Source organism: Mesorhizobium sp. P171375 (genome assembly GCF_057786075.1).
On the sequence record NZ_JBYNWF010000001.1, the window covers coordinates 5499530 to 5523938 of the forward strand.

The following is a 24409-nucleotide window of genomic DNA, read 5'->3' on the forward strand; positions in this document are numbered from 1 at the left end:
ATGTAGGCCGGTCGGCCTCAATCCACCTTCTTCTCGCCCTTCTCGCCGGCCTTGACGATGTCGCCGGTGGTGAACAGGATTTCCTTCAGCTCCGCCCGCCAGTCTTTCTTCTGGCGCAGCAGGAATTCGAGATCCATGCCGAAATGCTTGAACTCTTCGCCTTGCGCGTTTTTCATGATCGCCTTGGCCTGCGGATCCTTTTCCACCGACATGCGCTGTTCGTACCAGCCGATCGCCTCCGCCTCCTCGATCAGCGAAGTGATCATGCGGGCAAAGGTCCGCACCTTCTGCGTCAGTTCTTCCGGCGGCTCGTGATACTGGTCGAAACCCATGTCGCCCTCTCTCAAATGGACCGGCAAATCCAGCCGTATCCAGGAATGCGTTGGAGCGCCGCGGGTTCCGCCTCACTGCTGCAATTCGACCAAAGCCCTCTGCAAAGGCGCCGACGAAATCTGGATCGGGCCGGAGAACGGCACATCCATATCGAGGATCAGGTAAAGCGCTCCGGCAATCAGCGCCGCCGAGACCACGAACGTCTCTATGGTGATGGCATTTCTCGGCGCCCTGAAGCCGAAACTGGCGAAGATCAGCACCAGCCAGGCAACGAGCATGGCGATCAACGGCGGCGGAATGGTGCCTTCCGATTGCTCGATCAAAGCCCAGCGCAGTTCCATCACCTTCTGTAGATGCTGGCGGGCGTCCTCCAGCAGGGAACCATGCGCTGCGTCAGGAGGCTGCAGAGCGGTCAATCGTGTGCTGATCTCCGTCAACAGACGTTCAGACAGCCGGTTGGCGACGAGGGGTGTTTCGTTGGTTTCTGTCCAGTTGTTGGTCTGTCTTTGCACATAAGCGACCAGCGGCTGACGGACCTCGGCGGTCTCAGGCCCATATTGCCGAAGCGACCGGTCGAGAAGGATCAACTCGGTCGCATATGTGTGCACGTTGCGGTCGATCGACTCGAAAGTGTTCTTGGCCGAGTTGATCATGAGACCAAGCACCAGCGAGGTCATGACGACGAACAGGTTGGCGGCCAGCCGAACCACGGCGTTGGTGTCGTCGTCACGGTGATGGGCTGGCAACCTGCCGTAGACGGCCATGCTGGCCAGCGGCGCCGCCGTCAGGCAGAGGAAAACGGCCACCGCGATGAGTGTTTCCTGCATGCAGCCATTTCTGCACGGCAAGCACCGAATGCCAATGGCTGTCAGAATGCTCTGTCACGCAAGTATCATGTTCGCGTCCTAGACCGCTTTGCGAGGGGGCGACATCGTCGATGCGACGCGGAGCCCTTTGCAGTCTCAGCCGCTTGAAGGCTTGTCACAAAGAGGATCTCCATGAAAATCTCGCACCGAACCGTGTCGCTCGGCGCCGCATTGGCGCTGTTTACCGCCCTGACCCCTGCCCTTGCCGACAGCACCGCCACCGTTGGCGGTGTCAGCTTTGTCAACAAGGGCCTGGTCGGCGTCGGCCGCATCCCGGCCGACCTGAAGGACAAGTTCGGCGAGACCTTCGGCTCCGGCTCCGGCATGTCGATCGACGCCGCGAGCTGGACGCATGACGCCAATGGCTACAAGGGTTCGCTCTGGCTGCTGCCCGACCGCGGCTACAATGTCGTCGGCACCACCGACTACCGGCCGCGCCTCAACACTATCGCTATCGAGCTCACGCCGACCCCGCTGGGTGCCACACCCGCCGCCGGCCAGGAACAGACCGGCGTCAAGGCGACGCTTGCCGATTCCCTGCTCCTGACCGACGACAAGGGCGCTGACGCCACCGGTCTTGATCCGTCGAATGGCGTGCGCGCGGCGAGCGGCGACCTGCCGATCCTGCCCGAGGCCAATGGCAAGCTGGCGCTCGACAATGAGGCGATCGCCCGCCTGCCCGACGGCACCATGTTCATCTCGGATGAATACGGCCCCAACATCTACCGCTTCTCGGCCGACGGCCACCTGCTCTCGGCAACGCAGCCGCCGGCGGCGCTGGTGCCGATGCGCAAGGGCACGCCGAACTTCGCCTCCGACAATCCAGGCCCCGGTGCCGCCGAACCCGATCCGAAGGATCCCGAGACCGGCCGCCAGAACAACCAGGGCCTCGAAGGCATGGCGCTGACGCCGGACGGCAAGTCGCTGATCGCGGTGCTGCAGTCGGCGCCGCGCCAGGATGGCGGCGATTCCGGTGCGACGCGCCAGAACACTCGCGCGCTGGTCTATGACGCCACCGACCCGGCACACCTCAAGCTGGCGCACGAATATGTCGTTCCGCTGCCGGTGTTCAAGGACGACAAGGGCAAGACCAAGATCGCCGCGCAGAGCGAGATCGTGGCGCTGTCCGACAAGACCTTCCTGATGCTGGCGCGCGACAGCGGCAACGGCCAGGGGGTGAAGGGCGACACCTCGCTTGTGCGCCAGATATTCGTCGTCGACGTCTCGGCCGCGACCGACATTGCCGGCGGCGCCTTCGATGCCGCCGACAAGCCGGTTGCGCCCAAGGGCGTGCTCGATCCGTCGGTCACGCCGGCCAAGCTGACACCATTCATCGACATCAACGACAACAAGGAACTCGGCCGCTTCGGCCTGCATGACGGCAAGCCGAACGACAAGAACAACCTGTCGGAGAAGTGGGAAGCGATGTCGGTGGTCAGCGTGCTCGATCCGGCGCTGCCCGACGACTATTTCCTCTTCGTCGGCAACGACAACGACTTCCTCGCCCAGGACGGTTTCCAGGTCGGTGCGCCCTACAAGGCCGAAGACGGCGCCGATGTCGACACCATGTTCCTGGTCTATCAGGTCACGCTTCCGGGCCTCGCCAAGAAGTAGTCGCATACAATAGAAAAAAGCGGACGCGCCGGGCGGGTCCGCTTTTTTAGCGGCGATCAGCGATACCGCTGACGCCTATTTCAAGATCTCTGCATCCCTCGGTACGCCGGCATCGATCGGCTCGGCGGTCCTGTTCGACACGGCGGAGTTCTCCCCGGCGATCGAGAAGTTCGCGCGCACATGGACCTGGGTTACGCCGTTGACCCGGCTATAGAGGTCGATGATGTCCTGGTTCATGAAACGCACGCAGCCCGACGACGCATTCTTGCCGATGGAATCCCATTCCGGTGTGCCGTGCAGCCGGTACATCGTGTCTTTGCCGTCACGGAACAGATAGAGCGCGCGGGCGCCGAGCGGGCTCTGCGGTCCCGGCGGCATGCCGTCCTTGTATTTCGACAGTTCCGGCCGGCGCTGGATCATTTCCGGCGGCGGCGTCCACACCGGCCACTTCTTGCGCGCCTGGACCACGGCGCTGCCGGTCCAGCCGAACCCGGCCTTGCCGAGGCTGACGCCGTAACGGATCGCCTTGCCGCCATCGCGCACCAGATAGAGGAAATGCTCCGACGTATCGACGACGATGGTGCCCGGTTTTTCGCCGGTGGGGTCGGTCACGATCTGGCGTACGAACTTCGGATCGAGCTTGGATATCGGGATCGCCGGCAGTTGATAGCCCTCGTCGACGCGTGCCGCGTACATGCTTTCGGCAGCGCCGAAAGCCGAATTGCTTGGCGGCGGCGGCGCTTCCACCGGCGGCGGCGCCACGTCCGTGGTTGTGCAGGCCGAAAGCGCCACGGAAGCAGCGCCCAAGGCGGATGCCCCAAGAAACGCGCGCCGGTTCAGGCGCTCGGAAAAAAGCGGATTGTCGGACATGATCCCCCCGGTTTGCGACCCCACGCGGCGACGACCCATAGCCCATTCCGGATGCTTTGAGAACCTGATTGGCTCAGACGCGCAAGGCGGAATGTTCCGATGGCGCATCGACCTTGCCAGTCAAATCGGCAATCATTGTCGGGCGGACTTTGAGATGAACCTTCGCCGAGCAGCCCATGGACGAAAAAATGTCCGGCCGACGGCGAGCCGCCCGACACCGGCCTCGGCATACCGCGCCAACATGGCGCCCGAGACGCCTAACTGGTGATCCTCAGCGCGCGTATTTTGCGCCGAATCCCAACGCGATTACGCAGAAGAGAGTGATCATGCCGGCAAAGGCCAGGCTTGCCGTCGTCGGGCTGCTCCAGTTCGACAACAGGCCGATGCCGATGACCGGCAGCGCATTGCCGCAGAAGCAGCAGATGAAGAACGCCGACACCACTTCGGCGCGACGGTCGGCCGGCGCGATCTGGTTCACCACCTGCAGGCCGCCGCGATAGCCGAGCGCGGCCGCCACGCCGCAGAGAGCAGTGGCGGCAATCATCAGCGACATCGAGGCAAAGAACTGAGCCGCGACGACCAGCGCCACTGCGGGGATCATCAGTGCCAGCGCCGCCGGCATGCCGGCACGGCTGGGCAGTCTGGTCGTGGCCAGAATTGTGGCTGCGGCCACGATCGACAGTTCGAAGAACAGCCCGCCTGCTTCGGCATGGTTGGCTACATGCAGCTGCTGCGCCAGAATGCTCGGCGCCAGCGCTGCATAGAAGCCGACCAGCGCCATGGCGCCGAAGCCGGTCACCGCCGGCGCCACAAAGGCGGCGCGGATATCGGCCGGCACCGACAGCCGTGGCCGCAGCGAAACATCGGCCAGTCGCCCAGGCTGCAAGACGGTTTCACGCGTGCGCCAGATCATGAGCGTTGCCACGACAAGCACCGCCAGATAGACCGCAAACGTCAGCCGCAGCGGCCACGGCGCGTATTCGGCAAGCAGTCCCGAGCCCAACGCGCCAAGGCCAAGTCCGACGAAATTGATGCTGGTGGCGATGACAGCCGCGCGCGACTTGTCTTTGCCTTCGATCAGCTCGGCAAGCCAGGCCGTGCCTGTTCCCGCGCCGATGCCTATGCCAAGGCCGCTCAGGATGCGGGCCGCATCGAGCCAGGCGACATTCTCGGCCAGCAGGAACACCAGCGCGCTGACCACCGCCACCGCCATCGATGCCAGCGCCGCAGGACGGCGGCCAATGCCGTCGGACAAGCGTCCGAACATCAGCAATGCGCCGAGATTGCCGACGACATAGACGGCGTAGACCAGCGTCAGCGTGATCTGCGAGAAACCGAAAGCCTGCTTGTAGATGATGTAAAGCGGCGTCAGCGCCGTGCTGCCGGCGAACAGCGCCGCGATCATGGCGGCAACCGCAGTCATGGCGGCACGGCCGCCGCGTTCATGGCCGCGTGTCGTCGTCTCGGCATAGCTGGTCATAGCAAACTCCGGCCAGTTGCCCCAACGCCCCGATCGAAACCCAACGTCCATGTAAGGATTGCCGTTCCGCCTGCCGAACCCGCTCCTGACAATCTTGTCAGGATGGTCTTGCACGAAATCCTCCCGTAACGTCCGTCCAACGAGAGGGAGGAACCATGGGTAAAGGCAGGGTCGAGGCATTCACGGATGGCGTCGTCGCCATCATCATCACCATCATGGTGCTGGAGCTGAAAGTGCCGCATGGCGAGGATCTTTCCGCGCTGGCGCCGCTGTGGCCGATCTTCTTCAGCTATGTCTTGTCGTTCATCAATGTCGGCATCTACTGGAACAATCTTCACAACATGTTCCACACCGTGCAGCGCGTCGACGGCCGCGTGCTGTGGGCAAATCTCAACCTTCTGTTCTGGCTGTCTCTGATCCCGGCAACGACGGCCTTCATGGGCGAGAATCATTTCGCGCCGGTCCCTGTCGCCGTCTATGGCGTCGACCTCGTGCTGTGTGGGGTTGCCTACAGGATTCTTGTGACCAAGCTGCACCATCTGCATGGCAACGAGACCGCCTTCGCCAAGGCGCTGGGCAGTGACCGCAAGGGCAAGATTTCGGTGGTGCTTTACATAACAGCCGTGCTGCTGACTTTCGTCAACCAGTGGATCGGCGTCACGATCTACTTTCTGGTGGCTGCCGTCTGGTTCGTGCCGGATACCCGGTTTTCGAGGGTGATCGAAAAGTAGCTGGCGCTACTTGCGCATAGCCTTCAGCTTTTCGGCGACCGAAGCGGCAAGATCGGCATAGCGCTCCTCCAGCCGCTCGGCCGCCTTGATGATCGAAAAATCATGGCCGAACTTTTCTAGCGCCATGCGCAATTTCTCGACGAACTCGGCCTGTTTTTCCAACGCCGAAAACAAGGTCTTCACCTGCGCTTCGCTGATATCGGGATTGGCGAGCATCTGCGGCACCTCGCGGCCCATCTGGTCGCCGGTAGCGGTCTGCTCCTTCAGGATTGCGATCCAGTCGGTCAATCGGCAGTCTCCCTTTTCAGCCGCACCATGCGCAGCCAGCGCCTGTACGGTCAACCCGAACACGCTGGACAGCCTTGCACGAAGCGCTTCCCGCGCTAAGTTCGGCGCGACCCCAAACAAGGACATGACCATGACCAGCGATGCCGAAATCCAGTCCGCTCTGCCCTCCCTCAGCCCAGGCAATGTCGCCGTTATCACCGGCGGCGCCAGCGGCATCGGCCTTGCCGCAGCCAAGAGGCTTGCGGCGATGGGCATGAAGATTGTGCTCGCCGACATCGGCGGTGCGCGCCTCGATGCGGCCCGCCAGGCGGTCGCCGCGATCGCCGGCGAGGATGCCGTGCTCGCCGTCGCCACCGACGTCTCGAAGGCCGACGAGCTCGGCCGGCTGGCGAAAAAGACACATTCAGCCTTCGGCGCCGTATCGCTGCTGATGAACAATGCCGGCGTCGGCAACAATCCGGGAAAGCCCTGGGAAAACGGCGAGGCCTGGAAGCGGCTGATCGACATCAATTTCTGGGGCGTCGTGCACGGCGTCGAGGCCTTCGCGCCAGCCATGCTGGCGTCGGGCAAGCCAGGCCTGATCGTCAACACCGGCTCCAAGCAAGGCATCACCACGCCACCCGGCAACCTGGCCTACAACGTCTCCAAATCGGCGCTGAAGACCTTCACCGAAGGCCTTGCGCATGCGCTGCGCAACGAACCGGGCGCGAAGGTTGCAGCGCATCTTCTCATCCCCGGCTTCACTTTCACCGGCATCACCGAGGGAGCGACCGAAAAACCGGCCGGCGCCTGGACCGGCGAGCAGGTGATCGACTTCATGCTGACCTCGCTCACGCGTGGCGATTTCTACATCCTGTGCCCCGACAATGAGGTGAAGCGGTCGACGGACGAAAAACGCATGGCCTGGGCGATCGGCGACATCATCGAGAACCGCCCTGCCCTCTCGCGCTGGCACCCTGACCACAAGGACGCTTTTGCGGCCTTCATGGAGCGCTGAGCAGCGAATTCAGGCGGCGCGTTTTTTCGGAGCGCGTTTCTGGGCCACGGCTTTCTTGGCGGACAGCTCGGCGATCTCGCGGTCATGCCGCTTGGCCGCGCGTTCGCATTTGTCTCTGATTTCCTCGACCTCGGTTTCGGTCAGATGCTCGATGCCGATGAAATGGTTGTGACCCTTGCCGACCCGGATCAATTCGTCGAGCTTGGCCTGGACCGCTGCGCCGTCGCGGTTCTGGGTGTTCTGGATCAGGAACACCATCAGGAAGGTGATGATCGTCGTTCCAGTGTTGATGACCAGTTGCCACGTATCGGAGAAGCCGAAGAACGGTCCGCTGACCGCCCAGACGATGACGATCGCGCAGCAGCCGACAAAGGTCAGCGGCAGGCCGGCCAGATGAGCAACCGTGTTGGCGATCTTGGTGAACAGCTTTTCCAATTCAAAATCCCTTATGAGTTCGACCCGATGGGAGCCGCATTCATCGTTCCAGCAAGAAACAACCGGCAGCCGCTCCCGGTTCCCTGTCACAGGTGATATCGCTGATGCAATTGGACACACGCCAAAAGCGCAGCGCCGGGAAAAGCCACCTTATGGGTTTCTTGCCATAGTCCCCTGTGCAGGCCGGAGAGCTTGTTCCTTCCGCTTCACAGCGGTTTACCTCCAAAGCCCCTTCCGCTGCGCCACCCCCGCATAGCGGAAGGGGTTGTTGCCGTAGACCGGCGGCTCTCTCCCCCAACAGGCGCGCTGTCTCAGAATTTCGGTGCGAGGATTTCGACCAGCCAGTCGATAAAGACGCGCACGCGCGGCGAGAGCTGGCGGCATGCTAATCCGACCGCTGCGCTCAGGAGCGCTCCTGTTCCCAGCGGTCGAGAAAATCCTCGATCGCCAGGGCTTGCATGTCGGGAACCGCTTTCGCCAGTTTTTCCGGCGGCCAGTCCCACCAGGCGAGGCTTTCGATCCGCGCCGCGATCTCAGGCGGAAAACGCCGGCGCAATGGCTTGGCCGGCACGCCGGCGACGATCGCATAGGCCGGCACATCCCTGGTCACCACAGCATTGGCGCCGACGATGGCGCCATTGCCGATGCTTATGCCCGGCATGATCACCGCGCCGTGGCCGATCCAGACATCGTTACCGATGCTGACGGCCTTGGCCTGCCGCCGTTCGCGGAACGCGGCGTCGACGCCCAGCCAGCGGAAATACTCGTTCGGGCGGTAGCTAAGCTTGTGCTGCGTGACCCGCTCGATCGGATGCTCCAGCGCGTTGATGCGGCTGTTGGCGGCGATCGAGCAGAATTTGCCGATCGTCGTGTAGATCGCCTCGGCGTGGCGCTCGAAATAGGAGAAATCGCCGACATTGACCTCGCGCAGCACCACCCGCTCGCCGATCGAGGCATAGCGGCCGAGCTTGCACGCCTTCAGCTCGGCCGTCGGATGAATGCGCGGTTCAGGGTCTTTGAGGACAAGGTTTTCAGTACGGTCCATGGCGCGGATTTACCTCCGCGCAATTGCGGAAGCAATTGTCCCGCGCAATTGCTGCCGCAAAGCGGAAGCAGTTGTCGCGCGGCCAGACAGCCCAGAGTCCGCCCTATTTCGGCTGGCCGTTGGTCCACACCACGCTCTGACCGAACAGCGGCACGGTGGTTACCGACATTTTCGCCGAGCCGTCCTGCACCTGGCGTGAATGCGAGAGATAAATCAGCGTCTGGTTTTTCTTGTCGTAGATGCGGTTCACCACCTGCTTCTTCCAGATCAGGCTGATGCCTTGCTTGAACACCTCTTCGCCGCCTTCGCTCACGTCGATGTCGCCGATGGTGATCGGCCCGGTCTGGCGACACGAGATCGACGAATCCGATGGGTCCTCGAACCAGTTGCCCTTCTGCAGCCGGTCGATGACGCCGCGGTCGAAATAGGAGACGTGGCAGGTGATGCCGTCGACCTTCGGGTCCTTGATCGCCTCGACGATGATGTCGTTGCCGAGCCAGTCGACGCCGACCTTGCCGACCTCCTCGGCCGCGGCAGCACCGGCGCCAAGGGCGATGCATGCGGCCAATGCGCCGCCGAACAGTTTTCGCCCAATCCGTCTTTGCAAGGGAGCCTCCTCAGGTTCTGGTTGCCGACCACAGGTGGGGCGAACTGCCTGGCTTTGCAAGCTAGGCCTGCCGGAATGCCAGCATCCGCCGCAGCACGTCGGTCTTGAAGACGAAATGCTGAACCAGCGCGCCTGCCGTATGCAGGAGCACCACATAGAGCAGGATGTCCTTGCCCAGCACATGCACCAGACTTGCCCCTGGCATACCAAGGAACCATGCGGCGGCGCCCGAGAGCGGCACGATGAGGATAAGCGCGTAGATGACGAAATGCGTCGCCTTGGCGAGCAGTTTCAACACCGGATGTTCCATGCCCGACACCGGCGGAACGCCGCGCGTCGCCCTGAGCCAGAGCCGCCACGCAGCCAGAACCAGCACCGCCAGACCGATCACGACATGCAGATAGGCCAGCGGCACATCACCGGGCGACGCCTCCTGCCCCCTGCGAAAGGCACGCCACACATGCTCCATGCCATCATGGGCGAGGAACTGGATCAGGATCAGGGCCGCAATGCTCCAGTGCAGCCAGATCTGGGTCTTGGAGTAGGAAGCCACAGACATATCCGACATTGGCTGGTTCCACGGCAAGAGAACAGACCGTCAAGATGGGTAGAGGCCCAACACCGGTCAAATTACCGTTTGGTAACTCCGGCCGCGTGCGAAGCAGCATCGAGAGCCGGTTGCGGCAACGCGGCATCTTTGCCTTGACCGCCGCTACCGGCTAAGACTTCCGCCGCAGGCGCCAATCCGGCGCCTAAAAGAAATCACGACGGACACTTCCCGATGATGCGTTCAATCCTGGTCGGCATTCTGGTTCTGATGGCGGCCGGCATCGGCTGGCTCACCTTCGACTGGTACAAGGGCCATTATGGCGGCGAGCCGTTCGGCGCCCCGTTCACGCTGGTCGACCAGAAAGGCGCGCCGATCACCGAAGCTGCCTTCAGAGGCCATCCCAGCGTCGTCTTCTTCGGCTTCACCCATTGCCCGGAAGTCTGTCCGACCACGCTGTTCGAACTTGCCGGCTGGCTGAAGACGCTGGGCGACGACGGCAAGAACCTCAACGCCTATTTCGTGACCGTCGACCCCGAGCGCGACACGCCGCAAGTGATGAACACCTATGTCAGCAATTTTTCCGACCGCATCGTCGGCATTTCGGGCGATCCCGACAAGGTGCATGCGATGGCCAAATCGTTCGCCATCTACTGGAAGAAGGTCGATACCGGCGACGGCGACTACACGATGGACCACACCGCATCGGTGCTGCTGCTGAATGCCAAGGGCGAGTTTTCGGGCACCATCGCTTACGGCGAAAGCGCCGATACGGCGATCGCCAAGCTGAAGCGGCTGGCGGCGGGCGCCCAAAGCTGATGACGCAGACCAGGCTCCATTTCACGGCTGGGAAGGTCGAGGCCGACAGCATCTTTGCCGCGCTCGAAATGGCTTTCGAGGATGAAGGCCGGCCGCTCGCCGTGCTCGAAGTCGACGAGGGCCGCGACATCCATGAAGTCTCGCTCTATGCCGACGGCGATGTCGACGGGGTCGAGGCACGGCTGAGAGATATCCTTTCTGGCCTTTCCCTGTCGAAGCCGATCGAACGCGAGGTCTTGCCCGATATCGACTGGGTGGCACGCTCGCTGGAAGGGCTGAAGCCGGTGCGCGCCGGGCGTTTCTTCGTCCATGGCGCGCATGACCGCAGGAAGCGCCACAGCGGCGAACTCGCCATCGAGATCGAGGCCGGCCTTGCCTTCGGCACCGGCCATCACGGCACCACCGCCGGCTGCCTGGAAATGCTGGAACGGGTCGTGCGCCGCGAGCATCCCAGGAATGCCCTCGACCTCGGCACCGGCAGCGCGGTACTGGCGATCGCAGTTGCCAAGCTGGCGCATATTCCGGTGCTGGCCACCGACATCGATCCGATCGCTGTCAGGGTTGCCGCCGCCAATGCCCGCCTCAACCACGTCAAGGCGCTGGTCGAAACCGTGACGGCGCCCGGCTTCCACCACCCGATCTTCGGCAAGCGCGCGCCTTTCGACTTGATCGTCGCCAACATCTTGGCGCGGCCGCTGATGCGGCTGGCGCCGGAAATGGCCAGGCACATCAGCCTCGGCGGCTCGATCGTGCTGTCCGGCATTCTCGATCGCCAGTGCAACGCGGTGATCTCGGCCTATGTCGGCCAGAATTTCCGCCATGTCAGGACCTTGCATCGCGAAGGCTGGGTGACCATCCACCTCAAGCACTAGCTGGACCAATCCGAGCCTATTGCGATTGTCGAAAATCGATTCCGGTTTTCCGGGCCATGCGCTACGGTCGCGCCAAGTACAGGAGGAAACCAGCCATGTTCCAGACCTTTGACTCCGCTGGCGATCCCAGCGTCGGCAAGCCGCGCGTGAAGCTGCTGCGGCAATGGCTGGCGGACAATGGCCTGGACGGTTTCCTCGTGCCCCGCGCCGACGAACACCAGGGCGAATATGTCGCCGACCGCTCGGCGCGGCTGAAATGGCTGACCGGCTTCAGCGGTTCGGCCGGTGTCGCCCTTGTGCTGCGCGACCGCGCCTTCATGTTCGTCGACGGCCGCTATACGCTGCAGGTCCGCCACGAAGTCGATCTCGACATTTTCGCCATCGAGAGCCTCGTCGACAACCCGCCAGCGTCCTGGATCAAGGACAATCTCGGCAAGGGCGCGCGACTTGGCTTCGACCCCTGGCTGCACACGATCAACGAGGTCAAGGCGCTGAATGTTTCGGCCGAGCAATCCGGCGCCACGCTGGTTCCACTCGACAAGAACCCGATCGATATCATCTGGAAGGATCAGCCGGCACCACCAGTGGCGCCCGTCGAGATCCACCCGATCGGCTTTGCGGGCGAACTGGCCAAGGACAAGCTGGTGCGGCTGGCAGCGGCGATCGCCAAGGACGGCGCCACGCACGCCGTCCTGACCGACCCCTCCTCGATCGCCTGGGCCTTCAACATACGCGGCGGTGACGTGCCGCACACGCCACTGGCGCTCGGTTTCGCGATCCTCGCAGCCGACGGCAAGCACCAGCTGTTCATGGACCAGCGCAAGTTTTCGCGCACCGTCGCCGCCTATCTCACCCAGCTTGCCGACTTGCATGAGCCCGGCGAATTCGAGGCGGCAATCATCGCCCTTGCCAAAGGTGGCGCAAGGATCGCGCTCGATCCGGTGCTGGCGGCCGAAAAGCTCAGAATGCTGGTCGAGGACAATGGCGGAACCTTTGTTGCCGCGCCCGATCCCGCCCGCATACCGCGTGCCACCAAGAACCAGGCCGAGATCGCCGGCAGCCGCGCCGCGCACCGTCGCGACGGGGCAGCGGTGGCGAAACTCCTGTGCTGGCTGGAGCGGCAGAAGCCGGGCTCGCTCGACGAAATAACCGTCGTCACCAAACTGGAAGAGACGCGCCGGCAGACCGGCGAGGAAACGCAGATGCCGCTGCGCGACGTCTCTTTCGACACCATTTCCGGCGCCGGCCCGAATGGCGCCATCATGCATTACCGCGTGTCGCGCGCCACCAACCGCAAGCTGGCAAAGGGCGAACTGTTCCTGCTCGATTCCGGCGCCCAGTATCAGGACGGCACGACAGACATCACCCGCACCGTGCCGATCGGCCAGCCGACCGAAGAGATGCGCGAGCGCTTCACGCTGGTGCTGAAGGGCATGATCGGCATTTCGACGCTGCGCTTCCCGGCGGGCACGCGCGGCTCTGAGATAGACGCGGTGGCGCGCATGGCGTTGTGGAAGCATGGCTGCGACTTCGCGCACGGCACCGGCCATGGCGTCGGCTCCTATCTGGCCGTGCATGAAGGGCCGCAGCGCATTGCCCGCACCGGCACCGAAAAGCTGCTCGCCGGCATGATGCTCTCCAACGAGCCCGGCTACTACAAGGAAGGCTCCTACGGCATCCGCATCGAGAACCTGATCCTGGTGACGCCGGCCGATCAGATCGAAGGCGGCGACATTGCCATGCACAGTTTCGAGACGCTGACGCTGGCGCCGATCGACGTCAGGCTGATACGCACCGACCTGTTGACGCGCGAGGAGCTGCACTGGCTGGATACTTACCATGCCTGGGTGTTGGCCGAGATCGGCCCGATGCTCGATGGCGAGACGCTGGCCTGGCTGGAGAAGGCGACAGCGCCGCTGCCGCACGACGCGAAGATTTGAGGGTGCGTCTTTCTCCCCGTCACTATACGGGGAGAAATGCCCGGCAGGGCAATGAGGGGCAGCACCAACGGCTCGAACTGTCGTCCCGGTAAATCCCCTACCCGACGAACTGCCGTGCAAGAATAAGTACCGCGGCACCCGCCAAGAACATGGCCATCAGCCCGCCCCGCAGCGAGACCACAGCGGCGACAACCAGTGCCGCCCATTCCGCCGGCCCGGCGCCAAGGGCCGCCGGCGCCACCAGCGTCGTCAGCACCGCCGCCGGCACGGCATTCAAACCCGCCTCGACGCGCGGATGGATATGGTCGAAGCGCGAAATCACCAGATGGCCGCCGACACGCGTGAGATAGGTGGCGATCGCGCCGGCAACGATGATCCAGAAGGTGGTGCTCATCGCTTTGCCTCCACGCCGCTATGGTGGGGCGGCAAGATGACGGCCAGAAGCACGCCGGCAACGGCGCCGATGGAAACGTGCCAGGGCGAACCGACCGTCTTGTAGGCGATGATCGAGGCGGCAGCGCTGGCGATCACCACCGGCAGCCACAGCGGCCGCTTGCGAAAGCCCATGACCAGGCCAAGGAAATAGATCGGCAGCAGGAAGTCGATGCCGAGCGCATGTGTATCAGGGATCAGCTTGCCGAACACTGCGCCCAGCGCGCTTTCGATCACCCACAACACATAGACCGGCAGGCCAAGCCCCATATACCAGGCGAAGCCAACGGTCTCGCCGGCTTCGGCCTTGCGCTCGGCCACCGCGAACTGCGGATCGGTGAGCACGAAATAGCCCAACGCCTGCTGGATCACCGGCCAATGCGCGATGCGCCGGCCGATGCCGGCGGAATAGAGCACGTGACGAAAGTTCACCGCGAAGATCGACAGCACGATCAGCCATGGCGCGACATGCTGGCCGAACAGTTCGATGCCGACCATCTGGCTGGCGCCGCCGAAGATCAGCGCGCTCATCGCAAAAGCTTCGAGAACGGAAAAGCCATTGTCGACGGCAATGGCGCCGAACAGCAGCCCAAACGGCGCCGCGGCGACCACCACTGGCATAGACAGGCGCACACCGTCCCAGAAATCATTGGCCACAGAATTTTCGGTTAAGGTCTCTGCCGACATGTCACATTCCCAGCTCGCGCTGCTATGTAGGAGCCGGCGGCTGAAAAGTCAGACGAATTCGCTTGAGCCAACAAATCAGCGAAACTGATGTCAGGGATCGCAAAAAAGGAGGTTCAGATGATCGCTTATGATTTCACCGGCAGGCATGCCGTCGTCACCGGCGCCGGTGGTGGCATGGGCGAGGCGATCACGCTGGCGTTGCTCGATGCTGGCGCTTCGGTCACCGCCATCGACGTCAAGCCGCGTCCGGCATCGCTTGCCGCCTATGACGACCGGCTCACCTTCGCCCAGGGCGACCTTACCGACGCCGCCTTCGTCGAACGGACCATCAGCGCTGCCGGCCGTGAGCGCGGCGGCATCGACTATCTCGCCAATGTCGCAGGCGTGCTCTGGTTCGGCCGCGACAAGTCGGCCCTCGAAATGGATCTCGATGTCTGGGACCAGGTCTTCAACATCAATCTGAAGTCCTTCGTACACACGGCGCGCGCGGTTGTTCCGCATATGCGCGCGGGTGGGCGCGGCGGCGCCATGGTGCACTTCTCGACCATCCAGTGGTATCGCGGCGATCCAAAACCGCAGGACGCCTACCAGGCCTCCAAGGCGGGCGTCTGCGCGCTGTCGAAGTCGCTCGCCATGCAGTTGGCGGGCGATGGCATCCGCTCCAATTCGATCTGCCCGGGCATGGCGCTGACGCCGCTGCAGGCGCGCTGGGACACAGAGGAGAAGCGCGCTGCCGTTGCCGACTACACCCCGCTCGGCCGCATCGGCACGCCGCAGGACATGGCCAATGCCGCGCTCTTCCTGCTTTCCGACGCAGCAAGCTACATCACCGGCATTGAGCTCGCCGTCGACGGCGGCCTCTTGATGCGGATGTAACTCTCCGGGCTAGCTCCGTAGCGCAGTCCCCTGGATCGCCCTGCCCCAATCGAGCAACGGCTTGGCGCGCAAGGTGAAATCGACAAGCTCGTCGACCAGCGCTGGCGCGTGGATGCCGGCCGGATCGATCATGTGCTGAACATAGAAGTGCCGGTTGCGGATGGCGTCGACAAGATCGGGTTCGTTGACCTGCTCGAAGCCGCGCGGCGTGCGCTTCAACCGACCCTCGGTTTCGAGTTCGAAGCCGTTTTTCTTCAGCGTTGAAAGCAGTTTTCGGAACTCGGCTGGCCGGGCGATAATCGCCTTGCGCATCGCCAGCAGCAGGGGCGGCTCCGGGTTCCACCAGGCAACGTCGGCAAAGCAGCGGTCGATCCCGACATAGACGAAGAACACGCCCTGCTCCATCTTGGTGCCGTCCGGCGACAGCATGGCCGACAGATGCTGGTTGTAGGGCCGTTTGTCCTTGGCAAAGCGCACGTCGCGATTGATGCGAAACAGCGACTTCTTGCGGTCGCCGCGCAAGCCCAGACCCGCCGCTGCAAAGCGCTCGGTCAGCGTCTCGACCAGATCGCAGAACGGCTCGTGCAGTTCGCTGTCGTAAAGCGCCCGGTTTTCCTGGAACCATTCGGGGCTCTGGTGGAAGTCGAGCGCCTTCAGGAACGGAATGGCCTTCTGGCCAAATCCTTTGAACGAGCCGCCGGTCATGCCTTGCCGACCCGTTGCAACCATGTGTCCTCGTCGATGACTTCGACGCCGAGTTCGCTGGCAAGCTTTAGTTTGGAGCCCGCACCCGGCCCGGCCACCAGGAGGTCGGTGTTCGCCGACACCGAACCTGCTACCTTGGCGCCGAGCCGTTCGGCCATCGCCTTGGCTTCGGACCGGGTCATCTTTTCCAGCGTGCCGGTGAAGACGATGGTCTTGCCGGCAACCTCGCTGTCGGCCGAGACGGTGACGATATAGGGCTTCGGCTTGACCTGCTCGAGCAGTCTGTCGAGCACGTCGTCATTGCGCTCATTGCCGAAGAAATCGCGCAGCGCATCGATCACCGTGTCGCCGATGCCGTTGATCGAGGGGAAAACACTGTGCGGGTCTTCCGCCGCTGCCGTCTCCTTGCCGACGCGGATCAGCTCCTCGATGGTGGAAAAGGTCTTGGCAAGCACCGCTGCCGTCGTTTCGCCGATATGGCGAATGCCGAGAGCGAAGATGAAACGATCAAGCTCCGGCTCGCGGCGCGAATCGATTGCCGCGAACAGCTTGTCGAGGCCTTCATAATTGCGGTCCTCGACACCGCGCACATTCTTGCGCGCCTTGCCCGATGCCGCCTCGCGCTGCCTGGCCTGCTCCTCGCGCCGCTCGGCCAGCGCCCTGGTGACAGCCGGCCGCCGATCCCTCAGGGTAAAGATATCGGCGGCGGTCTTGACCAGTCCCGAATTGAAGAACAGGTCGATGTTTTCGGCGCCCAGGCCCTCAATGTCGAGCGCGCCGCGCGACACGAAATGGCGCAGCCGCTCCACGGCCTGCGCGGCGCAGATCAGCTCGCCCGTGCAGCGCCGGCGCGAATCCTCCTTGCCGGTCTTCTCGTTGACCTCGCGCGTCGCCGGCGAGCCGCAGACCGGACAGGTGTGCGGGAATTGATAAGGCACCGCATCGCCCGGCCGCTTGTCGATGACGACGCTGACGATCTGCGGAATGACGTCGCCTGCCCGTTGTATGACAACCGTGTCACCGATGCGCACATCGATGCCGTCGCGGATCGGCAGGCCGTTGCTGTCGAAGCCCTTGATGTAATCCTCATTGTGCAGCGTGACGTTTTCGACCACCACGCCGCCGACCGTGACCGGCGCCAGCCGCGCCACCGGCGCCAACGTGCCGGTGCGGCCGACCTGGATGTCGATCTTCTGCACCGTCGTCATCGCCTGTTCGGCCGGGAATTTGTGCGCAACTGCCCAGCGCGGCTCGCCGGTCACGAACCCCCAGCGACGCTGCAATTCCAGCTGGTCGACCTTGTAGACGACGCCATCGATGTCGTAGCCCAGCGACGAGCGCAGTTCCTCGATCTTGTGATATTGCGCGATGAGATCTTCGACCGACTTCGCCCGCACCATCAGCGGGCTGACCTTGAAGCCCCACTCGGCGAATTTCTGCACGGATTCGTACTGCGTCGGCGCGGGATCTGCCGTCGTGTAGCCCCAGGCATAGGCGAAGAATTTGAGATTGCGACTGGCGGTGACGGAGGCATCCTTCTGGCGCAGCGATCCGGCAGCCGTGTTGCGCGGATTGACATAGTCCTGGCCGCCGACCGCCGCCGAGCGCGCCTTCAGCGCCTCGAATTCGGCGTAAGTCATATAGACCTCGCCGCGTATTTCGATGGTCTCGGGCCAGCCCGATCCCTTCAACTTGGCTGGGATGTCGGCGATGGTCCTGAGGTTGGCGGTGATGTCTTCACCCACCGCACCGTCGCCGCGCGTGGCGCCCTGAACGAACATGCCGCGTTCATAGCGCAACGACGCCGACAGCCCATCGATCTTCGGCTCGGCCGTAAACGCGATGTCGAGATCCTTGTCGCGGTCGAAGAAGCGGCGGCCACGTTCGATGAAATCGGTGACGTCCTCGTCGGTATAGGCCTTGGCGAGGCTGAGCATCGGCACCGCATGGCGCACCTTGGCGAAGCCTTCGGCCGGCGCGGCACCGACCCGCAGCGAGGGCGAATCCTCGCGCACCAGACCTGGGAAGCGCTCTTCGATAGCAAGGTTGCGCCGCCGCAGCGCATCGTATTCGGCGTCGGTGATCGTCGGCGCGTCCTCGGCATGGTAGCGCCGGTCGTGGCCGGCGATCTCCTCGGCCAGCCGCGCAAGCTCATCCGCGGCTTCGCTTTCACTCAACGATTCGACTGGTTTTTCAGACATGCGGCGCGGTCCTCGAATTATGGTGGGCCACTATAAATCAGGATTTGCTGTCAGCGAGATAGGCTGTGGAAAAATCAAACCCGAACAGCAGGATGTCGCCATATCCTGACTCTTTCCGGAAAAGCCAATTCGGGTATCTGCCGGTTGTTAAGCCGCCGCCGTGTTCTCGCGCAGCAACCGCTCCGCGGCCGCGCGCGCCTCGTCTGTAATGGTGGCGCCGGCCAGCATGCGCGCGATCTCTTCCTGGCGCGCCGCCCGGTCCATCTCGGCGATGCCGGTGGCGACCTTGTCGGAGCCGCCGGATTTGGAGATCAGGAAATGCGTTGCCGCACGTGCCGCCACCTGCGGCGCATGGGTGACGGACAGCACCTGCACCCGCGTCGACAGCCTGGCCAGTCTTTGGCCGATGGCATCGGCCACGGCGCCGCCCACCCCGGTGTCGATTTCGTCGAAGACCAATGTCGGCGCCGAGCCACGGTCGGCCAGCGCCACCTTGAGCGCCAGAAGGAAGCGCGACAGCTCGCCGCCGGAGGCAACCTTCATCATCGGGCCGGGCCTTGTGCCGGGATTGGTGCGCACCCAGAACTCGACTTGATCGATGCCTTCTTCCATGCGGTTTTCGCCATCGCTGGTCAGCCCGACGATGAACTCGGCCCGCTCGAGCTTCAGCGCCGGCAGTTCAGCCATGACAGCCTTGGTCAGGCCGATCGCAGCCGCATGGCGAAGCGAGGACAGCTGGGCCGCCGAAATGTCATAGGCCTCGCGCGCCGCGGCGGCCTGTTTCTCCAACCCATGCAGACGTTCCTCGCCGGCATCGAGATCGGCAAGGTCGGCCGACATCGTGTCGCGCAGTTGCGCCAGATCGTCGACCGCCACGCTGTGCTTGCGTGACGCCGCGCGCAGCGAAAACAGCCGCTCCTCCGCTTTCTCCAGCCGCTGCGGATCGTATTCGGCGGCCCGCAGCGCCGCCTCGACACCGGACTGTGCCGCATCCAGCGACAGCATCGCCTCATCGAGCGACTTCACCACATCCTCAAGCAGGCCAGGTGCTTCGCTGGCCTTGCGCTGCAGACGCCTGAGCAGGCTGGCCAGCTGCGGCAGCGGCGAGGACGGGCCTGACAGCACATCCTGCGCGTCATGGATTTCCGAGGCGATCTTTTCCGCCCGCATCATCGTGGCGCGCAATTCCGCCAGCTGCGTCTCCTCGCCGGGCTGCGGATCGAGCTTGGCCAGTTCAGCCACCGAAGCCCTGAGATAATCGGCCTCGCGCGCCGCAGCCTCGACCTTGGCACGATGCCGGGCAAAGTCCTGCTCGCAGCCGCGCCAATAGCGCCACGCCTCGCCTGTCGCGCGGGCAGCACCAAGATGGCCGCCAAAGCTGTCCAGCAATTCGCGATGCGCGCCAGGATCGACCAGGGCCCGCTCGTCGTGTTGGCCGTGGATCTCGACCAGCGCGTGGCCGATGTCGCGCATCAGGGTGACACTGGACGGCTGGTCGTTGACGAAGACGCGGGTGCGGCCATCCGCCGTCTGCAGCCGGCGCAGGATGATGTCGCCGTCATCCTCGATGGCGTTTTCGGAAAGCAGCGCACGCACCGGATGGTTGCGCGGCACGTCGAACACGGCGATGACCTGGCCCTGGGCGGCGCCATGGCGCACCAGCGAGGCGTCGCCGCGCGCGCCGAGCGCCAGCGATAGCGCGTCGAGCAGGATGGATTTGCCGGCGCCGGTTTCACCGGTCAGCACGGAAAGGCCGGGCTGGAAGTCGATATCCAGCTTCTCGATCAGGACGATATCGCGGATCGACAGTCTGGAAAGCATCAGAACCCGAACCTATCGCATGTCGCCCCAAGCGGACCGGTTTGGGACAACGGCATGCACAAAACCAAAGACTTAAAGCGCGCGACGCGCCTCAATGCGGCATGCGACCGGTGGAGTCGCAGCGCCGCACTATCTTTTTGTTTGAGCGTCGGATCAATCCGAAAAGCGCTGTGATCGCTTCAGTCGATGCTCAGGCGTCAGGCGCCGGTGATCAGCTTCCCGGCCTTGGATATCCACGACCCGGCATTCTCGCGCGGCTCAAGCCCATTGCTCTGCAAGAGCTTGTAGGAATCCTTGTACCACTGGCTGTCGGGATAGTTGGTGCCGAGCACGGCCGCGGCCGTCTGCGCTTCCGAGGTCAAGCCCATCGCGTAGTAGCTCTCTGTCAGGCGCGCCAGCGCCTCTTCGACATGACGGGTGTTGGAATAGTTCTCGACCACATTGCGGAAGCGCTTGACGGCGGCGATGTATTCGCGCCGTTCAAGATAGTAGCGGCCGATCTGCATCTCCTTGCCGGCGAGCTGGTCGTTGGCAAAACGGATCTTTTCCTTGGCGTCGTCGACATATTCCGAAGTCGGCCAGCGCGTCACCAGATCCTGCATCGTCTGCACGGTCTGGCGAGCTTCCTTCTGGTCCTGGGTGACGTCCTTGATCTGGCGATAGTAGCTCAGGCCAATGATATACTGGGCATAAGCGGCGTCGTCGGTCGACGGATAGAGCGTAAGATAGCGCTTGGCCGAGCCGATCGCCTCGTCATAGTGGCCGGCGCGGTAGTCGGCGAAGGCGCCCATCACCATCGATTTGCGGGCCCATTCGGAATAGGGATGCTGACGGTCGACGGCGTCGAACTTCTTGCTCGCCTCATCCAGGCGGCCGGCGTTGAGATTGGCAAGGCCTTGATTGTAAAGGACGTCGGCCGGTTCGGTCTGGTCGACATAGGTCGACAGATCGACGTCTTTCTCCGACGACATGCAGGCCGAGAGGAACAGCGATGGCACAACCACCGAAAGCGCCAGGAAAACAGCCCGATACGGCGCTTTCGATTGACCAACTCGCTTGAAGAACATGATTGGATTGCGCCCTTTCGGCGTTATTTCAATGCCTTTCGCATGGCGTTCCCTCAAAACTGATCCCCACTTTTGAGCGACATGCACCTAACAGACGGCAGCAGCCATAAACCATAACTGCCTTGCCCAGCAACGCTATGTCTAGCCAATCGCACATTTTTGTGGCGGCCTGGCGTTGCCCCGAAAGCTATGCGCTTTCACCGGCCAGTGATGCATCCATGCAACACCAGCCGACGCTCAGAAAGCCAGAAAATCGTTAAGAATCAGATCACCCAGGGCGCGAAGACTGGCCCGGTGACGGCGCTCATCTCGGCGGTGCGGCCGCGCTCGCGGCGCGTGGTCTCGACGACCTCGAAGGCTGAACGGTCGGACAAAAGCCGCCGCAACGCCGCGGCGTTCATCCGGTGGCCTCCGCGATAGGAGCGGAAGCAGCCGATGAAACGGGCACCGGCCAGCGCCAGATCGCCCATCGCGTCCATCGTCTTGTGGCGAGCGAATTCATTGGGATAGCGCAGGCCACCCATATTGATCACCCGGTTGTCGTCGCCGATCACCAGCGAGTTCTCCAGCGAGGAGCCCAGCGCATAGCCTGCCGCCCACAGCCGCTCGACATCCTTCATGAAACCGAAGGTGCGGGCACGCGCAATGTCCTGGCGGAAGACGTCGGGATTCATGTCGGAGGCGAACAGCTGACGGCCGATCGCCGGGCTCTCGAAATCGATCTCAACCTCGAAGCGCGTGCCGCTATAGGGCCTGAATTCAGCCCAGGACGCGCCGTTCTCGATGCGAACCGGCTTGACCACCCTGATGTAGCGGCGCTTGATCGCCAGCGTCTCGATGCCGGCCTGGTCTATGGCTTCAACGAACGCCACCGCGCTGCCGTCGAGGATCGGAACCTCGTGGCCGTCGATCTCGATGACGATGTTGTCGATGCCGAGCCCGAAGAGCGTCGCCATCAGATGTTCGACGGTGGCGATATGCTCGCCTGCCGGATCGCCAAGCATGGTGCAGAGATCGGTCGCGCCGACTTCGGCGACCAGCGCACGGAACTCACGGCTCTCGCTTCCGGTCGAAAGGTGGAAGACGACGCCCGTGTCAGCGTCCGCGGGAAGGAAATTGACGGTGACCGGTTTGCCGCTGTGAACGCCGGTACCCGTTAGCGTCGCACGCGATCGAAGTGTCGTCTGGTAGTCTTGCAAGACAAACCCCATAGCCCATAACGCCCATGTCCGCTTTAAAGCCCCGAAGGGCGCGGCTCTTGATTATCGGCAGGCAGGGCCAACTCCCCGAATCCCAGCACACCGAAAGTGCTGCGGCAAAGATAGTGGCCCGTCAGGGAGACTCCAAATCACGGTTTCTTACTCTGTGTAACCGCGGCCGGCTATGAGCGTCACTTCGTAACACTCTGTTATCAAAGGATCTTTTGAGTTAACAGGCAAACGATCTCTCGTCTGCCTGTTAACAAGTGTTACATACCGTTAACGCCTCAGTTGGCCTGGCGGCGCAGGAAAGCCGGGATCTCCAGCTGGTCGTCTTCCTGAGCCGACCTGGTCTGCGGCGTCAACCGGCCCTGATCGTCGAGCTGGCCGCGGCGCGGCGCGTAAAGCTGCGGATCCTGGCTGGCGAGGCGGCGCATTTCGGGCGCTGCCTGGCGCAGTTTCGGTTCGCGCGGCTGCGCCGGCTGCAGCCGGGCCGGTTCTTCCTCGCGGCGCGTCAGGCCGTTGGTCAGCCGCTTGAGCAACCCCATCGGCCCGCTGTTTTCATGGTCGGTCGGCCTGCCCTTGGCTTCCACCTCGGCCTTCACCACCGGCGGAAAATCCTCCACCCGCGGCATGCGCTGCGGCGCGGCAGCCACCGGCTGCGGCATTTCCCTCAGCGGCGCCGGCTGCATCACCTGCTGCACGACAGGCTGCGGTTGCGCCGGCGGAGCCTGGAAGATCTTGCTCTGCGGGCGGAAATCTTCCGCCTGGGCCATCGGCGCCGGACGAGCCATTGCCGCCGCATTGGCTTCGGCAAGCTGGATCGCCTCGGCGACCGGATCGGCCGCGCGCTGCTCATAGGTCTGCTGGACCGGCGCTGGCCGGCCTTCCGCGGCCGGAGCCGGACGGCTGACAGGCTTCTGCTGCGGTGGCACGGCTCGGATCGAGATCGGCACCGCGGCGATTTCGGCCGCCGACTTGTCGATGCCGGTGGCGACCACCGAGACGCGGATGACGCCTTCCAGTTCCTCGTCGAAAGTGGCGCCCAGGATGATGTTGGCGTCCTGGTCGACCTCCTCGCGGATGCGGGTCGCGGCTTCGTCGACTTCGAACAGGGTCAGGTCGCGGCCGCCGGTGATCGAGATCAGCAGGCCCTTGGCACCCCTCATCGAGGTCTCGTCGAGCAGCGGGTTGGCGATCGCTGCCTCGGCAGCGGCCATCGCGCGGCCCTCGCCCGAAGCCTCGCCGGTGCCCATCATCGCCTTGCCCATCTCGCGCATCACCGAACGGACGTCGGCGAAGTCGAGATTGATCAGGCCTTCCTTGACCATCAGGTCGGTGATGCAGGCAACACCGGAATAGAGCACCTGGTCGGCCATAGCGAAGGCGTCGGCGAAGGTGGTCTTGTCATTGGCCAGCCGGAACAGGTTCTGGTTGGGAATGACGATCAGGGTGTCGACGCATTTCTGCAGTTCCTCGATGCCCATATCCGCCGTCTTCATGCGGCGCTGGCCTTCGAAATGGAACGGCTTGGTGACGACGCCGACGGTGAGGATGCCCTTTTCGCGCGCCGCGCGGGCAACGACTGGGGCGGCACCCGTGCCGGTGCCGCCGCCCATGCCGGCGGTGACGAAGCACATATGGGTGTTGGAGAGGTGATCGATGATCTCATCGATGCATTCCTCAGCCGCCGCACGGCCGACTTCCGGCTGCGATCCGGCGCCAAGCCCCTCGGTGACATGCGCGCCGAGCTGGATCAGCCGCTCGGCCTTCGACATGGTCAGCGCCTGCGCGTCGGTGTTGGCCACGACGAACTCGACGCCGCGCAAGCCTGCGGTGATCATGTTGTTGACGGCATTGCCGCCACCGCCGCCGACACCGAACACGGTGATCCGCGGCTTGAGCTCGGTGATGTCCGGCTTTTGCAGATTGATGGTCATTGTCTCCGTCCTTTGCCTTTCCCGCCGCTTCGCCGCC

24 protein-coding genes are annotated in these 24409 nt (G+C 63.4%); 7 read left to right on the forward strand and 17 right to left on the reverse strand.

What is annotated here, in order from left to right:
* Nucleotides 1-17 precede the first annotated feature (17 nt).
* Both ACYHH6_RS26900 and ACYHH6_RS26905 read right to left on the reverse strand, forming a co-directional pair.
* On the reverse strand, nucleotides 18-332 hold the full coding sequence (locus ACYHH6_RS26900; protein ID WP_192258424.1) for a ferritin family protein: 315 nt from the start codon (nucleotides 330-332) through the stop codon (nucleotides 18-20).
* A 72-nt stretch (nucleotides 333-404) separates the two neighbouring features.
* The gene (locus ACYHH6_RS26905; RefSeq protein ID WP_352583943.1) at nucleotides 405-1160 is read right to left on the reverse strand and encodes a bestrophin-like domain; all 756 of its coding nucleotides are present in this window, start codon (nucleotides 1158-1160) and stop codon (nucleotides 405-407) included.
* 171 nt (nucleotides 1161-1331) lie between these two features.
* Here ACYHH6_RS26905 and ACYHH6_RS26910 point away from each other — a divergent pair, with 171 nt between their 5' ends.
* Nucleotides 1332-2813 carry an esterase-like activity of phytase family protein gene (locus ACYHH6_RS26910; protein WP_352583941.1) on the forward strand — a complete coding sequence of 494 codons (1482 nt, stop codon included), beginning with the start codon at nucleotides 1332-1334 and terminating at the stop codon, nucleotides 2811-2813.
* A gap of 75 nt (nucleotides 2814-2888) precedes the next feature.
* On the opposite strand, the gene ACYHH6_RS26915 is transcribed toward ACYHH6_RS26910, so the two are convergent.
* Both ACYHH6_RS26915 and ACYHH6_RS26920 read right to left on the reverse strand, forming a co-directional pair.
* Nucleotides 2889-3683 carry a L,D-transpeptidase gene (locus ACYHH6_RS26915; RefSeq protein ID WP_488500489.1) on the reverse strand — a complete coding sequence of 265 codons (795 nt, stop codon included), beginning with the start codon at nucleotides 3681-3683 and terminating at the stop codon, nucleotides 2889-2891.
* A 271-nt stretch (nucleotides 3684-3954) separates the two neighbouring features.
* Nucleotides 3955-5163, reverse strand: a complete 1209-nt coding sequence (locus ACYHH6_RS26920) for an MFS transporter (protein WP_352583937.1) — start codon at nucleotides 5161-5163, stop codon at nucleotides 3955-3957.
* Between the two features lie 155 nt (nucleotides 5164-5318).
* On the opposite strand from ACYHH6_RS26920, the gene ACYHH6_RS26925 reads away from it, so the two are divergent.
* Nucleotides 5319-5894 (forward strand): TMEM175 family protein, encoded by a 576-nt coding sequence (locus ACYHH6_RS26925; RefSeq protein WP_352583936.1) that lies wholly within the window; start codon nucleotides 5319-5321, stop codon nucleotides 5892-5894.
* A gap of 6 nt (nucleotides 5895-5900) precedes the next feature.
* Here ACYHH6_RS26925 and ACYHH6_RS26930 read toward each other — a convergent pair whose 3' ends face one another.
* On the reverse strand, nucleotides 5901-6182 hold the full coding sequence (locus ACYHH6_RS26930; RefSeq protein ID WP_095773965.1) for a hypothetical protein: 282 nt from the start codon (nucleotides 6180-6182) through the stop codon (nucleotides 5901-5903).
* Nucleotides 6183-6312: 130 nt separating this feature from the next.
* Here ACYHH6_RS26930 and ACYHH6_RS26935 point away from each other — a divergent pair, with 130 nt between their 5' ends.
* A complete protein-coding gene (locus ACYHH6_RS26935) occupies nucleotides 6313-7179 on the forward strand; it encodes an SDR family NAD(P)-dependent oxidoreductase (RefSeq protein WP_352583933.1) in 867 nt (288 codons plus the stop codon).
* Between the two features lie 9 nt (nucleotides 7180-7188).
* Here ACYHH6_RS26935 and ACYHH6_RS26940 read toward each other — a convergent pair whose 3' ends face one another.
* From ACYHH6_RS26940 to ACYHH6_RS26955, 4 genes are all read right to left on the reverse strand, one after another.
* Complete coding sequence (locus ACYHH6_RS26940) at nucleotides 7189-7614, reverse strand: low affinity iron permease family protein (RefSeq protein WP_352583931.1); 426 nt, start codon at nucleotides 7612-7614, stop codon at nucleotides 7189-7191.
* Nucleotides 7615-8017: 403 nt separating this feature from the next.
* Nucleotides 8018-8659 carry a DapH/DapD/GlmU-related protein gene (locus ACYHH6_RS26945; protein WP_352583929.1) on the reverse strand — a complete coding sequence of 214 codons (642 nt, stop codon included), beginning with the start codon at nucleotides 8657-8659 and terminating at the stop codon, nucleotides 8018-8020.
* A 103-nt stretch (nucleotides 8660-8762) separates the two neighbouring features.
* On the reverse strand, nucleotides 8763-9266 hold the full coding sequence (locus tag ACYHH6_RS26950; RefSeq protein WP_352583927.1) for a CreA family protein: 504 nt from the start codon (nucleotides 9264-9266) through the stop codon (nucleotides 8763-8765).
* Between the two features lie 61 nt (nucleotides 9267-9327).
* The gene (locus tag ACYHH6_RS26955) at nucleotides 9328-9834 is read right to left on the reverse strand and encodes a cytochrome b (RefSeq protein WP_352583925.1); all 507 of its coding nucleotides are present in this window, start codon (nucleotides 9832-9834) and stop codon (nucleotides 9328-9330) included.
* 213 nt (nucleotides 9835-10047) lie between these two features.
* Here ACYHH6_RS26955 and ACYHH6_RS26960 point away from each other — a divergent pair, with 213 nt between their 5' ends.
* The 3 genes from ACYHH6_RS26960 to ACYHH6_RS26970 all read left to right on the forward strand — a co-directional run bounded on the left by ACYHH6_RS26960 (nucleotide 10048) and on the right by ACYHH6_RS26970 (nucleotide 13444).
* The gene (locus ACYHH6_RS26960) at nucleotides 10048-10632 is read left to right on the forward strand and encodes an SCO family protein (RefSeq protein ID WP_352583924.1); all 585 of its coding nucleotides are present in this window, start codon (nucleotides 10048-10050) and stop codon (nucleotides 10630-10632) included.
* The gene (locus tag ACYHH6_RS26965) at nucleotides 10632-11504 is read left to right on the forward strand and encodes a 50S ribosomal protein L11 methyltransferase (RefSeq protein WP_352583922.1); all 873 of its coding nucleotides are present in this window, start codon (nucleotides 10632-10634) and stop codon (nucleotides 11502-11504) included. Before ACYHH6_RS26960 ends, ACYHH6_RS26965 begins: the two co-directional genes overlap by 1 nt.
* Nucleotides 11505-11599: 95 nt before the next feature.
* On the forward strand, nucleotides 11600-13444 hold the full coding sequence (locus ACYHH6_RS26970) for an aminopeptidase P family protein (RefSeq protein WP_352583921.1): 1845 nt from the start codon (nucleotides 11600-11602) through the stop codon (nucleotides 13442-13444).
* A gap of 97 nt (nucleotides 13445-13541) precedes the next feature.
* Here ACYHH6_RS26970 and ACYHH6_RS26975 read toward each other — a convergent pair whose 3' ends face one another.
* Both ACYHH6_RS26975 and ACYHH6_RS26980 read right to left on the reverse strand, forming a co-directional pair.
* Nucleotides 13542-13838: an AzlD family protein gene (locus tag ACYHH6_RS26975; protein WP_352583919.1), complete on the reverse strand. Its 297-nt coding sequence runs from the start codon at nucleotides 13836-13838 to the stop codon at nucleotides 13542-13544.
* The gene (locus ACYHH6_RS26980; protein WP_352583917.1) at nucleotides 13835-14563 is read right to left on the reverse strand and encodes an AzlC family ABC transporter permease; all 729 of its coding nucleotides are present in this window, start codon (nucleotides 14561-14563) and stop codon (nucleotides 13835-13837) included. Before ACYHH6_RS26980 ends, ACYHH6_RS26975 begins: the two co-directional genes overlap by 4 nt.
* 117 nt (nucleotides 14564-14680) lie before the next feature.
* Here ACYHH6_RS26980 and ACYHH6_RS26985 point away from each other — a divergent pair, with 117 nt between their 5' ends.
* The gene (locus ACYHH6_RS26985; protein ID WP_352583916.1) at nucleotides 14681-15439 is read left to right on the forward strand and encodes an SDR family NAD(P)-dependent oxidoreductase; all 759 of its coding nucleotides are present in this window, start codon (nucleotides 14681-14683) and stop codon (nucleotides 15437-15439) included.
* 9 nt (nucleotides 15440-15448) lie between these two features.
* Here the strand turns inward: ACYHH6_RS26985 and ACYHH6_RS26990 are convergent, their stop codons facing one another.
* From ACYHH6_RS26990 to ftsZ, 6 genes are all read right to left on the reverse strand, one after another.
* Nucleotides 15449-16168 (reverse strand): DUF2461 domain-containing protein, encoded by a 720-nt coding sequence (locus ACYHH6_RS26990; protein ID WP_435053228.1) that lies wholly within the window; start codon nucleotides 16166-16168, stop codon nucleotides 15449-15451.
* Nucleotides 16141-18345, reverse strand: coding sequence for an NAD-dependent DNA ligase LigA (gene ligA, locus ACYHH6_RS26995; RefSeq protein WP_352583914.1), 2205 nt, complete (start codon nucleotides 18343-18345; stop codon nucleotides 16141-16143). The genes ACYHH6_RS26990 and ligA overlap by 28 nt, the downstream gene beginning before the upstream one ends.
* A gap of 147 nt (nucleotides 18346-18492) precedes the next feature.
* The gene (gene recN, locus ACYHH6_RS27000; RefSeq protein ID WP_352583913.1) at nucleotides 18493-20166 is read right to left on the reverse strand and encodes a DNA repair protein RecN; all 1674 of its coding nucleotides are present in this window, start codon (nucleotides 20164-20166) and stop codon (nucleotides 18493-18495) included.
* A gap of 197 nt (nucleotides 20167-20363) precedes the next feature.
* Nucleotides 20364-21233, reverse strand: a complete 870-nt coding sequence (locus ACYHH6_RS27005; protein ID WP_352583911.1) for an outer membrane protein assembly factor BamD — start codon at nucleotides 21231-21233, stop codon at nucleotides 20364-20366.
* Nucleotides 21234-21496: 263 nt separating this feature from the next.
* Complete coding sequence (gene lpxC / locus ACYHH6_RS27010; RefSeq protein WP_352583909.1) at nucleotides 21497-22444, reverse strand: UDP-3-O-acyl-N-acetylglucosamine deacetylase; 948 nt, start codon at nucleotides 22442-22444, stop codon at nucleotides 21497-21499.
* Between the two features lie 275 nt (nucleotides 22445-22719).
* Nucleotides 22720-24372 (reverse strand): cell division protein FtsZ, encoded by a 1653-nt coding sequence (gene ftsZ, locus ACYHH6_RS27015; RefSeq protein WP_352583908.1) that lies wholly within the window; start codon nucleotides 24370-24372, stop codon nucleotides 22720-22722.
* Nucleotides 24373-24409: the final 37 nt, after the last annotated feature.

Bases quoted from the DNA above. Each gene is read 5' to 3' on its own strand.
- ACYHH6_RS26900 (WP_192258424.1), bottom strand. From the start codon at position 332: ATGGGTTTCGACCAGTATCACGAGCCGCCGGAAGAACTGACGCAGAAG.
- ACYHH6_RS26905 (WP_352583943.1), bottom strand. From the start codon at position 1,160: ATGCAGGAAACACTCATCGCGGTGGCCGTTTTCCTCTGCCTGACGGCG.
- ACYHH6_RS26910 (WP_352583941.1), top strand. From the start codon at position 1,332: ATGAAAATCTCGCACCGAACCGTGTCGCTCGGCGCCGCATTGGCGCTG.
- ACYHH6_RS26915 (WP_488500489.1), bottom strand. From the start codon at position 3,683: ATGTCCGACAATCCGCTTTTTTCCGAGCGCCTGAACCGGCGCGCGTTT.
- ACYHH6_RS26920 (WP_352583937.1), bottom strand. From the start codon at position 5,163: ATGACCAGCTATGCCGAGACGACGACACGCGGCCATGAACGCGGCGGC.
- ACYHH6_RS26925 (WP_352583936.1), top strand. From the start codon at position 5,319: ATGGGTAAAGGCAGGGTCGAGGCATTCACGGATGGCGTCGTCGCCATC.
- ACYHH6_RS26935 (WP_352583933.1), top strand. From the start codon at position 6,313: ATGACCAGCGATGCCGAAATCCAGTCCGCTCTGCCCTCCCTCAGCCCA.
- ACYHH6_RS26945 (WP_352583929.1), bottom strand. From the start codon at position 8,659: ATGGACCGTACTGAAAACCTTGTCCTCAAAGACCCTGAACCGCGCATT.
- ACYHH6_RS26955 (WP_352583925.1), bottom strand. From the start codon at position 9,834: ATGTCGGATATGTCTGTGGCTTCCTACTCCAAGACCCAGATCTGGCTG.
- ACYHH6_RS26960 (WP_352583924.1), top strand. From the start codon at position 10,048: ATGATGCGTTCAATCCTGGTCGGCATTCTGGTTCTGATGGCGGCCGGC.
- ACYHH6_RS26965 (WP_352583922.1), top strand. From the start codon at position 10,632: ATGACGCAGACCAGGCTCCATTTCACGGCTGGGAAGGTCGAGGCCGAC.
- ACYHH6_RS26970 (WP_352583921.1), top strand. From the start codon at position 11,600: ATGTTCCAGACCTTTGACTCCGCTGGCGATCCCAGCGTCGGCAAGCCG.
- ACYHH6_RS26975 (WP_352583919.1), bottom strand. From the start codon at position 13,838: ATGAGCACCACCTTCTGGATCATCGTTGCCGGCGCGATCGCCACCTAT.
- ACYHH6_RS26980 (WP_352583917.1), bottom strand. From the start codon at position 14,563: ATGTCGGCAGAGACCTTAACCGAAAATTCTGTGGCCAATGATTTCTGG.
- ACYHH6_RS26985 (WP_352583916.1), top strand. From the start codon at position 14,681: ATGATCGCTTATGATTTCACCGGCAGGCATGCCGTCGTCACCGGCGCC.
- ACYHH6_RS26990 (WP_435053228.1), bottom strand. From the start codon at position 16,168: ATGGTTGCAACGGGTCGGCAAGGCATGACCGGCGGCTCGTTCAAAGGA.
- ligA (WP_352583914.1), bottom strand. From the start codon at position 18,345: ATGTCTGAAAAACCAGTCGAATCGTTGAGTGAAAGCGAAGCCGCGGAT.
- recN (WP_352583913.1), bottom strand. From the start codon at position 20,166: ATGCTTTCCAGACTGTCGATCCGCGATATCGTCCTGATCGAGAAGCTG.
- ACYHH6_RS27005 (WP_352583911.1), bottom strand. From the start codon at position 21,233: ATGTTCTTCAAGCGAGTTGGTCAATCGAAAGCGCCGTATCGGGCTGTT.
- lpxC (WP_352583909.1), bottom strand. From the start codon at position 22,444: ATGGGGTTTGTCTTGCAAGACTACCAGACGACACTTCGATCGCGTGCG.
- ftsZ (WP_352583908.1), bottom strand. From the start codon at position 24,372: ATGACCATCAATCTGCAAAAGCCGGACATCACCGAGCTCAAGCCGCGG.